The sequence below is a fragment of the Staphylococcus sp. HMSC068G11 genome (genome assembly GCF_001815825.1).
GTDB lineage: Bacteria > Bacillota > Bacilli > Staphylococcales > Staphylococcaceae > Staphylococcus > Staphylococcus epidermidis.
This window is the reverse complement of the sequence record NZ_KV822098.1, coordinates 71,579-84,091: the sequence shown is the minus strand read 5'-3', so window position 1 is coordinate 84,091 and position 12,513 is coordinate 71,579. Positions and strand designations below refer to the sequence as shown.

General features: G+C 29.4%; 13 protein-coding genes. 8 read left to right on the top strand and 5 right to left on the bottom strand.

What is annotated here, in order from left to right; all coding sequences use genetic code 11:
- Nucleotides 1–94 precede the first annotated feature (94 nt).
- Nucleotides 95–778 carry an Ltp family lipoprotein gene (locus HMPREF3058_RS08620; RefSeq protein ID WP_002491350.1) on the bottom strand — a complete coding sequence of 228 codons (684 nt, stop codon included), beginning with the start codon at nt 776–778 and terminating at the stop codon, nt 95–97.
- A gap of 70 nt (nt 779–848) precedes the next feature.
- The gene (locus tag HMPREF3058_RS08615) at nt 849–1,874 is read right to left on the bottom strand and encodes a threonine aldolase family protein (RefSeq protein WP_002458408.1); all 1,026 of its coding nucleotides are present in this window, start codon (nt 1,872–1,874) and stop codon (nt 849–851) included.
- Nucleotides 1,875–2,187: 313 nt separating this feature from the next.
- Between HMPREF3058_RS08615 and HMPREF3058_RS08610 the strand changes: the two genes are divergently transcribed.
- The 6 genes from HMPREF3058_RS08610 to HMPREF3058_RS08585 all read left to right on the top strand — a co-directional run bounded on the left by HMPREF3058_RS08610 (nt 2,188) and on the right by HMPREF3058_RS08585 (nt 7,392).
- Entirely contained in the window at nt 2,188–2,385 is a 198-nt protein-coding gene (locus tag HMPREF3058_RS08610) for a hypothetical protein (protein ID WP_002458409.1), read from the top strand.
- A gap of 57 nt (nt 2,386–2,442) precedes the next feature.
- Entirely contained in the window at nt 2,443–3,915 is a 1,473-nt protein-coding gene (gene cls, locus HMPREF3058_RS08605; RefSeq protein WP_070731368.1) for a cardiolipin synthase, read from the top strand.
- Nucleotides 3,916–4,095: 180 nt separating this feature from the next.
- Nucleotides 4,096–4,971, top strand: a complete 876-nt coding sequence (locus tag HMPREF3058_RS08600) for an ABC transporter ATP-binding protein (RefSeq protein ID WP_002491344.1) — start codon at nt 4,096–4,098, stop codon at nt 4,969–4,971.
- Nucleotides 4,968–5,699: an ABC transporter permease gene (locus tag HMPREF3058_RS08595; protein ID WP_002491322.1), complete on the top strand. Its 732-nt coding sequence runs from the start codon at nt 4,968–4,970 to the stop codon at nt 5,697–5,699. The genes HMPREF3058_RS08600 and HMPREF3058_RS08595 overlap by 4 nt, the downstream gene beginning before the upstream one ends.
- Nucleotides 5,699–6,793 (top strand): sensor histidine kinase, encoded by a 1,095-nt coding sequence (locus HMPREF3058_RS08590; protein ID WP_002491327.1) that lies wholly within the window; start codon nt 5,699–5,701, stop codon nt 6,791–6,793. Before HMPREF3058_RS08595 ends, HMPREF3058_RS08590 begins: the two co-directional genes overlap by 1 nt.
- Complete coding sequence (locus HMPREF3058_RS08585) at nt 6,790–7,392, top strand: response regulator transcription factor (protein WP_002491339.1); 603 nt, start codon at nt 6,790–6,792, stop codon at nt 7,390–7,392. Before HMPREF3058_RS08590 ends, HMPREF3058_RS08585 begins: the two co-directional genes overlap by 4 nt.
- A 166-nt stretch (nt 7,393–7,558) precedes the next feature.
- Here the strand turns inward: HMPREF3058_RS08585 and HMPREF3058_RS08580 are convergent, their stop codons facing one another.
- Nucleotides 7,559–7,747 (bottom strand): membrane protein, encoded by a 189-nt coding sequence (locus HMPREF3058_RS08580; RefSeq protein ID WP_001829458.1) that lies wholly within the window; start codon nt 7,745–7,747, stop codon nt 7,559–7,561.
- A gap of 164 nt (nt 7,748–7,911) precedes the next feature.
- Here HMPREF3058_RS08580 and HMPREF3058_RS08575 point away from each other — a divergent pair, with 164 nt between their 5' ends.
- Nucleotides 7,912–8,448 carry a thermonuclease NucI gene (locus HMPREF3058_RS08575; protein WP_002491320.1) on the top strand — a complete coding sequence of 179 codons (537 nt, stop codon included), beginning with the start codon at nt 7,912–7,914 and terminating at the stop codon, nt 8,446–8,448.
- Between the two features lie 729 nt (nt 8,449–9,177).
- Here HMPREF3058_RS08575 and HMPREF3058_RS08570 read toward each other — a convergent pair.
- A complete protein-coding gene (locus tag HMPREF3058_RS08570; protein ID WP_002457514.1) occupies nt 9,178–10,050 on the bottom strand; it encodes a hypothetical protein in 873 nt (290 codons plus the stop codon).
- A 327-nt stretch (nt 10,051–10,377) separates the two neighbouring features.
- Between HMPREF3058_RS08570 and HMPREF3058_RS08565 the strand changes: the two genes are divergently transcribed.
- The gene (locus HMPREF3058_RS08565; protein ID WP_002457513.1) at nt 10,378–10,977 is read left to right on the top strand and encodes a hypothetical protein; all 600 of its coding nucleotides are present in this window, start codon (nt 10,378–10,380) and stop codon (nt 10,975–10,977) included.
- A gap of 77 nt (nt 10,978–11,054) precedes the next feature.
- Here the strand turns inward: HMPREF3058_RS08565 and HMPREF3058_RS08560 are convergent, their stop codons facing one another.
- Nucleotides 11,055–12,431: an aspartate kinase gene (locus HMPREF3058_RS08560; RefSeq protein WP_002457512.1), complete on the bottom strand. Its 1,377-nt coding sequence runs from the start codon at nt 12,429–12,431 to the stop codon at nt 11,055–11,057.
- Nucleotides 12,432–12,513 lie beyond the last annotated feature (82 nt).

Here is a 12,513-nt window from a genome sequence, read left to right as displayed (position 1 = left end):
AATTTCTATATTATTTTAATAGAAATTGTCTTTTGTTACTTATACTAAAACTTTATGCCCCGGACTCTTTAATGTTAAAACTCTTTCTTAATGATTACCTATCTAAATGATTCATTGCATATTGTGCTTCTTCAGGAGTAAATCCTTCTCCATTTTCTGAAACGAGTTGATCATATAACGCTTGATTAGAAATGTTTATATTTTTTACGTAACTTTTTGCTAATCTCAATGCATTCTTTTTATAATCTACACTGATATGGTCAACAGCATACTGTGCTACGTCTGCCGGATATTTCTCTCCGTATTCCGAAGTTAATTGTTTGTATAAACTTTTCTTAGAGATAGGTAATGAATTTGCATATGATTTTGCTTGTGCTATAGCTGCATTTTGTTCGCTAGTTGGAGAAGCTACTTCATCATTTGCGTTATTGTTTTGATCTTTTGTGTTTTGCTTTAAGTTCACAGAGTCTTGTTTGTCTTTGTGCATTGATTTTTCAATATTTTTATTTCTAGTTGTTTTTACATTATTTATATCAGACTTTTCTTTTATAGTTGATGCATGTTCTGTTTGATTTGGTTTGTTTTCATTTAATAGACTAACTTGAAATAAAACTGTTAAAACTAAACCAATAGTATAGATTGATGAAACAACCAATTTCAACCAAATTTTCCAATGCGCATACCTCCACATTAGAAAGAGACCTAATGGAAAAATAAATAGCAATGTGAGAATAATAAACCAAGATTTTTGGTACCACGATTGTCGTTCTTGTTGCATAGCATAGTCCTCCTGACTATATTCTTAGATGCCTGTAGTGATACAGTTTTTTATAACTTCATTTTATATTTTATATTAGTTTAAGTAGTTGATTAACATTTTCTTCAGTAGTGGCCCAACTTGTTGCGAAGCGGACTACACGATGTTGATTATCATATTTCTCCCAAACTGCGAATTTTACCTTTTGTTTTAGTTCTTCAATTTTATCGTTGCTTAAAATAAAAAATTGTTGATTGGTTGGTGAATCAAAATAGACTTGATACCCTTTATCTATAAATCCTTTTTTTACCTTTTCAGCCATTTCAATAGCATGTCGACTTATATCAAAATATAAATCATCAGTGAATAATTCTAGAAATTGAACACCAGTTAGACGGCCTTTTGCTAATAAAGCACCATGATGTTTTATAATTGTAGTGAAGTTTTTAGGTTCATTTTGTTTAGTGAATACGATTGCTTCACCACAAAGTGCTCCAATCTTAGTACCGCCTATGTAAAACACATCACAGTATTTTGCAACATCTTCGATAGTTACATTAGTGTGATTGCTCATAAGGCCATAACCTAAACGTGCACCATCCATAAATAGTGGAATCTGATGTCTACGGCAAACTCTAGATAAAGATTGTAATTCCTCTTTAGTGTATAAAGTTCCGTATTCGGTTGGATGTGAAATATAGACCATCCCCGGATACACCATGTGTTCTTTTTTAAAATCACTTTCAAAAGTTTCTATATAATTCTCAACATCTTGAGCAGTAATTTTACCTTCTTGGGAGGGTATGGTTAGAACTTTATGTCCACTGAATTCTATAGCACCACCTTCATGGACTGCCACATGTCCTGTATCAGCGGATATAACTCCTTCATAACTATCAAGCATTGAGTTAATAACTACTTGATTGGTTTGCGTACCACCTACTAAAAATCGAATGGTAGCATCTGGACAGTCAATACGTTGTCTAATTTTATCTGCAGCTTGTGCCGAAAAGTCATCGAAGCCATATCCAGCAGCTTGTATTCGATTTGTCTCTACTAATCGATTTAAAACTTTTTCATGTGCACCTTCTAAATAATCATTTTCAAATGAAATCACAAGCGTTCCCTCCAATGTTAAATCGATATTTATTAATTTATTCGATGAAAAGTGTTGATTAGCTCTCAATTAGAAAAGATTTCAATCAATTAAAAGAGGAGCAATAAAGACATTGATGTGAATCTAGACTAATAAAATTTCTGAATATTCAATCGAATGTAATTTATTATACATCAATACCATTTAAATTAAAATATATTCTGTTCAAGATAATGAACGTTTGATTTATAAAAGATAATTCCTCTAAATTAATTGAAATTTTGTATGAAAAGTTCTATGATTTAATCAATATAATGAAAGGGGTATGGGATTTATGCAACAAATAAAATTTAAAACTTTAACTGAGGAAACACTGGAGAGCTTAGAGAAAAGTGTTAATTCGTTTTTGAAGTCTCAAGAGGGTAATGGTTATAAATTATTAAACATTACCATTAAACAAATCGAAGAACGTGCATTTCCGCATAATGACGAGGACTTTAATGCTATTTTAACATTGGTAACTGAAGTATAGTTCGGTAAATCGGCAACTAAATTTTCTTGGTGAAAGACTGAATAGGAGTATTTAGTAATGAATTTTGGATTTTTGGGCACCATTTTAACTATATTGTTAGTACTTGGGTTTATAACTAATATAGTACTGGCATTTGTCATCATTTTCCTTGAACGTGATCGACGTACTGCCAGTTCAACATGGGCGTGGTTATTCGTATTATTCGTTCTTCCTGTCATTGGATTTATTTTGTATTTATTTTTAGGACGAACGGTTTCCAAGAAAAAGATGGAAAAAAATAACGGTGATGAATTACATGCATTTGAAGATTTAGTTCAAGACCAAATCGACAGTTTTGATAAACACAATTATGGTTATATCAATGATCAAGTCATAAAACACCGTGATTTAATTCGTATGTTGTTAATGAAACAAGATGCCTTTTTAACAGAAAATAATAAAATTGATTTATTTACAGATGGTCATAAGCTTTATGAAAAAGTACTTGAGGATATTTACAATGCTCAAGACTATATACATCTAGAGTACTATACCTTTGAACTTGATGGATTAGGTAAAAGAATCTTTGATGCACTTGAAACAAAACTTAGAGAAGGTTTAGAAGTTAAACTGTTGTTTGACGATGTTGGTTCTAAGAAGGTTAGATTATCAAAATTTAAACATTTCAGAGCATTAGGTGGAGAAGTTGAAGCATTTTTCCCTTCGAAAGTACCTTTAATCAATTTTAGAATGAATAATCGAAATCATAGAAAGATTATCATTATAGATGGACAAATTGGTTACATTGGCGGTTTCAATGTTGGCGATGATTATTTAGGATTAGGTAAGTTAGGTTACTGGAGAGACACACATACACGTGTTCAAGGTGAAGGCATCGATGCACTACAATTAAGATTTATTTTAGACTGGAATTCACAGTCGCATCGTCCACAATTTAAATTTGATCAAAAGTACTTCCCTAAAAAAAATGGGGACAAAGGGAACACAGCTATTCAAATCGCTTCTAGTGGACCTGCATTTGATTTACATCAAATAGAATATGGTTATACAAAAATGATAATGAGTGCTAAAAAGTCTATTTATCTACAAAGCCCTTACTTTATTCCAGACCAATCATACATTAATGCATTAAAAATGGCTGCTAATAGTGGTGTTGAAGTAAACCTTATGATTCCGTGTAAACCTGACCATCCATTCGTTTATTGGGCTACATTTTCAAATGCAGCTGATTTATTAGATAGCGGAGTTAATATTTACACTTATCAAAATGGATTTATTCACTCTAAAATATTAATGATTGATGATGAAATTTCTTCAATTGGTAGTGCAAACATGGACTTTAGAAGTTTTGAGCTGAATTTCGAAGTGAACGCATTTATATATGATGAAGATATTGCTAAACAGTTACGTCAAGCATTTGAAAAAGATATTGAGCAATCTAAATTACTTACAAAAGAAGAATATAACAAGCGCCCATTATCAATTAAATTTAAAGAAGGACTAGCAAAATTAATATCTCCAATTTTATAAAATTTCAAAATACCCTCGTTTAAATGAACGAGGGTATTTTTTAAAAAACAGTAAATATATTATGTAAACTTTTATGCACGATATGACAAATGTCATTATTAATTAATGACATTCGGTACTAATATTACTCACTTAAACTTGCTAAATTATAAGTAACATTAATCAAGGGGTGTGACGATAGTGATTGAACTACGACATATTTCTAAATCTTTCAAGAAACATAAAGTTTTAGAAGATATAAGTATTAATATAAAAAATAATTGTTGTACGGCATTAATAGGTAAAAATGGAGCAGGTAAGTCAACGTTAATTGATATTATCGTTGGAAATAATCACTATGATAGTGGTCAAATCGCTGATAAATCAAATTTGTTAAATAGACATAAGATGGGTATTCTTTTTCAAAAAACAGAGTTTCCTAAATACATAAAGGTTTGCGAATTATTACATTTATATCAATCCTTTTATCAAACGTTTATTTCTTTCCATCAGTTTAAAGAAATCACACAATTTAGTGACCGTCAAATGGATCAGTTTGCATGTAATTTATCAGGCGGACAGCAGAGGATTTTAGATTTTGCTTTAGCATTGGTGGGTAAACCTGAACTGTTAATTTTAGATGAGCCTACGTCAGGTATGGATGTAGAAATGCGTCAACATTTTTGGAATGTTATAGAAAAATTAAAAATGAATAACACTACGATACTATATACTTCTCATTACATTGAAGAAGTTGAAAGAATGGCTGATCAAGTAATGATGTTAGATAAAGGTAAAATTCAATTAGATGATGCACCAGATAATATAAAAAGGAATCAAAGTTATTCTGTAATTCGAATTCCATGCAAATATCAAGAACTTATCAATCAACTGAAACATAAATACGAAATTGAATTAATAAAAAATAAATATGAAATAAAAACAACTGATGTGAGTGATGTTTTACAATTATTGAAACAACATCATGTCAATTTCAATCTTATTGAAATTTTTAAAACGTCTTTATTAGAAGTCATGTTTTCTAATGATAAGTCTAAAGGAGGGAATTACCAGTGATATCAACATATTTTAAAATAGAATTAAAGATTATATTTAGAAAGAAATTGTATTTAGTTATTTCCATATTACTACCTGTCGTGTTTTATTTATTATTTACTTCTATATTGGACATGCCAGAAGAAGCAAAACCTAAGTTTTATAAAGAGTATATGTATAGTATGACAGTATTTAGTTTAATGAACTTTTGTCTATTGTCATTTCCATTAGATTTGATTGAAGAGCGAAATCAAGGTTGGTATAAACGGTTAATGGTGACCCCATTATCATCATTTCAATATTATTTAGTTAAAATTAGTAAGACAATGTGTCAGTTTTTAATAGCAATTATTATTATTTTTTCAGTTGCTCATTTTTACAAAGATGTTCACATGACTGTTTTTCAATGGATATTCTCTGCATTAACTTTATGGATTGGGGTTAGTTTATTTTTGACTTTAGGATTGATTATCGCTCAACTCAACGATATTCAAAAAGCAAGTAGTTTTGCCAATTTACTAAATATTACACTAGCTATATTAGGAGGTCTATGGTTTCCAGTATACACGTTTCCTGATTGGCTTCAGTCGATTTCTAAAAACATGCCAACATATAATTTAAAGCTACTTGCTATAGATTTAGCGCAAGATAAAGGGATGAATATAGAAGTAGTTGGCTATCTCATAGTCTATAGTATAATCTTTTTGAGTATTGCTTTATTCATGAATAAGAAAGGAGACGTATCCTAATGGCATCAAGAAGTTGGGGAGTGAGATTAGGAGAATTAAGTACTTTAATATATTTAATATTTCCGGTTTTAGCTATATTTAATGACAAACGTGGTAACTTATTCACTTATTTAATTGTTTGTACTATTTTTATAATCAGTTATGTGACGATGATTTTATTTTATAAACACCTTAGTGATAGTATTTTATATTCATTACTGGTTATTCATTATTTAGGAATCTTTTATTTTGTCTATAGTGTCAATCCTATGAATAGTTTGTTTTTCTTTTATAGTGCATTCGCCTTACCTTTTATATTTAATGTTCGTGTTGTTTCTAAAGAATTTATAACCTTTTTAATAGCTATGATAAGTTGCTTAATACTAACTTACATATTTAATCCAACATTTGTGGTTCTATTAAGTGCATTTTATTTGGTTATATTAATTGTTGCTATAGGTAATTTTAAAAATAGAGACGAACGAATTATGAAAGCTAAACTTGATGAAAAGAACAAGTATATTAATGTATTAATAGCTCAACAAGAGCGTAATAGAATAAGTCAAGATCTTCATGATACATTAGGACATGTATTTGCTAGTCTTACTTTGAAGTCTGAATTAGCTGTTAAACTCATAGATACTTATCCAGAAAAAGCAAAAAATGAAATGCAGGCAATAAATCAACTTTCAACAGAAACCTTAAATAAAGTTAGACTCATTATTGATGATTTGAAGATACAATCTTTTGAAGATGAAATTTCATCATTGGAAAACTTATTGCAAAATGCTAATCTAGATTTTAAATTTAACAATAAAAGTGCGGCTAAATCATTAAACCCAGCGAAACAATCAATATTATCTATGATTTTTAGAGAAGCAATTAATAATGTTATTAAACATGCACATGCGACTGAAGTAAAAGGTGAATTGGAGGTACATGAGCATCAAATCATTTTAAAAATTAAAGATAATGGTGTGGGAATAGAAAATGAGAATGCTTCAAATTTGAAAAGTATTAAAAAACGTGTAGATTATTTAAATGGTAAATTAATTGTACAATCAAATAATGGAACACTTATTATTGTTGAAATACCTAGAGGTGATTTATTATGATATCGCTTGTCATAACTGAGGATCAATTGATGTTAAGAAAAGCTATGGTACAACTGATAGGAATGCATGAAGAAATGAATGTACTAAAAGATTTTGAAAATGGTGTAGAAGCACTCGAGTTTATTGAAAATAATGAACCCAATGTAGCCATTTTAGATATTGAAATTCCGGGTATAACAGGCTTGGAAATCTTATCTTATGTAAGAAAAAAACAACTCAATACAAGAATAATCATAGTGACTACTTTTAAACGTCCAGGTTATTTTGAAAAAGCCGTAGCAAATGATGTTGATGCTTATGTACTAAAAGAGCGTTCAATTGATGATTTAATTAAAACTATTTATAAAGTGACAAAGGGTGAGAAGGAATATAGCCCTTCGCTCATGACGTCATTGTTTACTGAATCGAATCCATTAACTCATAAAGAACAAGTTGTTTTAAGAGAAATAGGTAATGGATTAAGTAGCAAAGAGATTGCTAACAAATTGTATTTATCAAACGGGACCGTGCGTAACTATACTAGTACTATTATAGACAAAATGAATTCAGATCATCGTTTCGAGGCATGGAAAAAAGCAAATGAAAAGGGTTGGATTTAATTAATAAGAGTCCACCATTCATAATTGAGGCAGACTCTATAAAATTAAATCAATCTAACAATTATCATTACTATAAAGTTTTGATAAATAAAACTTTGTAGTGAGACAAAGTTACTGAGTGCATTATGTTTAATTTTAAACTATATATACTAAATATTATCCTATTTTAATTCTTTTTTTTACGACGAAATGACTGAATTAGGTAGACGATAAAACCAACGAACATACCTAAAAATACTGACCCCACTAAACTCACGATTAAGGGTAGTTTAAAGACAATTTGTAGTACGACACCAACAATTATTGCTACTATGACGGCAATGATTGTTATTTTATTTTCATTAGACGTATCCATTTCTTTCACTCCTAACATCATGTATTATATCATGCTCTTATAATTTGGAAAGCGAGATTGTAATTATATAAAATTGATTACTTGTAATAGTATGAAATCATTTGACGTTGGATCAAATTTTCTTTAGTATTAATCGGGATATTAAGTGAAATAAGGTGACATTATTGAAATCTAAGAAAATGTCATCGCTTTTTGTAGTAGCGATGATAGGAATACTTGTTATTATTTTTCAGTTTGTAAACCATTCTGGACCGTTTAGTGGTTCAGAATCTCAACATCAATCAGAAAAATCTAATTTAAATGGTAAAGACAAAGTATATGTGAAACGAGTTGTAGATGGTGATACATTTGTTGCTCAAAAAAATGGAGAGGAAATTAAAGTCAGATTAATTGGTGTAGATACGCCAGAAACTGTTAAGCCTAATACGCCAGTTCAACCCTATGGTAAACGAGCATCTAATTATACGAAGAAGTATCTCACGCATCAAAATGTTTATTTAGAATATGATAAAGAAAAAACTGATAGGTATGGTCGTACTTTGGCGTACGTATGGTTAAAAAATGGAGATATGTTTAATGAATCATTGGTGAAAAAAGGTCTAGCCAGAGAAAAGTATTTTTCTCCAAACGGAAAATATAGGGATACCTTCGTAAACGCTCAAGAAGAGGCAAAAAAGAGAAAATTAAATATTTGGAGCTAGTAGCGATAATTTAGAGTCTGATATTGAGTGGAAATATAAAATTCATTTGTTATATCAATAAGTAGAAACTCAGTTGGACCATTTTGTTTTGCAGCGTTTTCTTATTCTAGCTAAAGAGATTAGAATAAAAAAAGAGTGATATTTAGTAGATTTCAACTACGTTTCTGACTAGTGTTTCAATAAAGTAGATATTAGGATATCTACTTCTTAGTCTAGTGAAAAACATTATGTTTTAAAAAGATTTCTAATGTAAACTGATACGGTTTATAATTAAGTTTATTTATTCATGAAATAATTGCTATAAGTGTTGTCATATAAATGTGTGCTATGACTACTGAATCGTATTAAAACGTTAAAATTAAAAATATATATGACAACATTGTTGATAATAGATAATTTAATAAGTTAGAATGTAAAATTACAATTTAAGATATTTTAAAATTCAAATTGGGATGAGATTTCTTATTAGAAGAAACGTTTGCAGTTAAAGAAATTTGATGTGAAACTTGTTGATGGATTTACGAAAGTTATTTTGAGTTTTATTTGTATGTCGGTTCGAAACGTAACTAAAGTCAAAAGAGAAATTACATTTGTATTAATGTTACAGAATATAAAAAAAGTAGTTGCTCAACAATTTGAATAATAATAAAAAGACAATTTCTATTAATAAAACATAGAAATTGTCTTTTTATTAGTCAAATAACTTTATGCCCCAAACTCTTTTGAATTTTAATTATTCATATGTTGTTTAAAGCTTTCAGAAATCTCTTCGATTTGTTTATCAGTAAGGGGATGCTTAGATAAATCGATAGCATCCTCAATTACTTTTTCAAGTGATATCGGAGTAGATACGGTGTCGACGTATTTATCACTCTCGTCGGATCCTTCAATAATATTAACGCTACCATCACTAAAGTAAATGACGCCAATACTTTGAATTTTAAAATTATAATCATTTTCAATTTTATCTTTTAATGCTTTTGCATTGTTTGCAGCTTTATCGTATGGATCGTGGTCATAAAATTCATATATTACACGATTATCCTGTAAAATCTCAATAAAAGTATAAACACCAGAACGTGTTGTTTTAAACTGACTATGATATCGATTGCTAATATAATGTCCGACAACCTTTTCGGTATTATATTGTGGTTGTCCTTCTTCAAGATGTTGATCTGGCACATCAAAATGATAGAACGTTTTTTGGTTCCAATTTTTAACATCCACATTTATCAAACCAACATCAGTAATGATAATAAAATCGAATGAACGTGCATATTCGAAAAGGGGATGTTTAACAGCCAAATTACTCGTAGGAACAATTGTAAATGATCGTAAACGACCTTCTTCTTTAAATCGATTTAATATTTTTCTTAATTCACGCTTGGCGTTTTTAAAAGCGTGGTGACCGACGTCATTGTTTGTACTTAACATTTGGTTTTTCAACGATAAATTTTCTTCACTTAAAGTTGAATTTTTAGAGATTAATTGATTTCTAGCATATTCTTCTGTTTCAATTCTATCTTTCATAAATTTTTGATTAAGAACCATAGCCATAATCAAAATAATAATTATTATAGATAAGATAATTGTTAAAGACATTACTACTCACCCAAATCTTTTAATATAATAAATTCTATTTGCAAGATAAATTATAAACTTCTTAAATTTTGAGTTCAATGAAAAGGAGAGGGGAAATGTGTTTTATCAAATAGTAGTGACGAAATATTTACATATCAATTAATTTTTCGTGAATTTTTATGAGAGCCCTATCATATGCGAAGCAAATAGTGATACAGTAACTTTTTATGAAAATAATTTTATTGAAAATAAAATAAATTTTACTAAATGTTCACATTTATTTGTTTGATAAGTGAAAAAAGAGAATGTATAATTAACTATGAAAGCGCTTGCTCTAGGGGTGGTAACATGTACGTTAAAGAAGAAAAACCAGTGAATAAAATAGTCGAAATTTTAAGGAAAACATCATCTCATTTATTCAAATTTCACGGCGAGGTAGCGATGCATCTATTTCTGAATGATGATTTTATATTACCATCGAAAGTAGATATTTGTGTTGAGCGCAAAAAGTTATTGGAAATTATCAGAGTGATTCCTGAAGAATTTACGATTCACTATTATGATGAACAGCTAAATGAAAGATTAAGAGAATCTTTATCTTTATCAGATGTAGAACATGTTAAAATCTCTAAAAACGATACAGAAGTTATGACAATATTTGTTTATGATGTTGTAAATGATGAATGGCTATTTAGGTTAGATCACCATATACGTTTACCAAAAAATAATATATATTTTCATTCTTTAAGTTGGAACGTAGATTATATCAAGCCAGAAATAGTTCTTATGTATGATTTAATGAGTGAACAAAAATATCATCAGTTTAGTAATTATAAAGCTGTTATTGATTCTCTTAGTTATTATCAATTCTATATTTTAAAATTAGTAGTAGGTGAACAGCGTATTAAAAAGGCTATAGTAAATAGTTCGGCTAAAAAGATATCTTAAAAAGATTTCTACATCATTGATACAGAGTTAATAAATTTACTTTATGTATTGAAAGTGATGTAGAAATCTTTTTTATTTTATTTACACAAATTTTTTAAACAAACGCCGTTGTAACAAAATTCGTACGTAGATAATACTGCTTTCTCAGCATCTGCTTCATGAATTCCAAACATCATTGAAATTTCAGAAGCACCTTGGTTAATCATTATTAAATTAATGTTTGATTCTGAAAGGGCGTGAGTAATTTTACTAGCTGTACCAACAACTTGATTCATACCTTCACCAACAATCATTAGTACTGCTAAATCATGGTCGATACTTAATTCATCAACTTCACAACGTTTGCGTATGGCATTAAGAACTTGACTTTCTTTACCTTGAATTTGATTTGTACGCATGATAATACTTATGTTATCAATACCAGAAGGCATGTGGTCAAATGATATATTAAATTCTTCTAAAACGCCAAGAATCTTTCGTGTAAATCCAACTAATCTATTCATTAAATATTTTTTTATATTAATCACAGTAAAGCCTTTATCACAACTAATCCCACTAATGACATTTTTAGAATCAATTTCACGGTCATGTAAAATGTATGTCCCTTTATCATTCGGACGATTAGTATTTTTGATAACTACCGGAATTCGATCTTTGTATAAAGGTTGTAGAGCTTCATCATGAAAAACTCCAAATCCTGCATAAGATAGCTCTCGCATTTCTCTATAAGTTATTTCCTCAATGAGTTCAGGATTATTTATGATATTTGGATTAGCTTTATATATTCCTGATACATCAGTGAAGTTTTCATAAAGTGAGGCTCGAACGCCACGTGCTATGATAGCGCCAGTTATGTCCGAACCACCGCGTGGAAACGTAACGACATAATTTTGTTTTGAGACTCCGAAAAAACCAGGAATAATTAGTTTTTCTTCATAATCACGCAATTTGTATATATCATTATATGCGGAATCTAAAATTTGAGCCTGCTGTGGTAAATCAGTAACGGTTAATCCAGCTTCTTTCGGAGAAATATAACGAGTAGGAATACCTTGACTATTATTATACTCGGCTATTAATTGAGCATTAAAATTTTCGCCACAAGACAATAAAGCATCATATAAACGGTTAGGTTTGTCAGAAAGATCTCTAATATATTCCTCTAAAGTGTCATTAATTGTTATTAAAATGTCATTTTCTATACCTAATTCTTCTACTATATCAGCATATCTTTGAATAATTTCTTGTTTTTTACTTTCATAATTTAATTTATTAAGTACTTTTTCATAGAGACGAATTAATAAATCAGTAGTTTTAATGTCCTCATTATGCCTTTTTCCTGGAGCTGAAACGATAATGATTTTACGTTCAGGATCTTCATTCACAATAGTTAATACTTTTTTAATTTGTTCTGCAGTTGACACAGAACTTCCACCAAACTTAGCAACTTTCATAATTTTCCTACCTTTCTAAAAAATCAGAAAATTTTATTTAGTTTTCTGATTAAGCATGGTAATATAGATTTATATTTTCAAT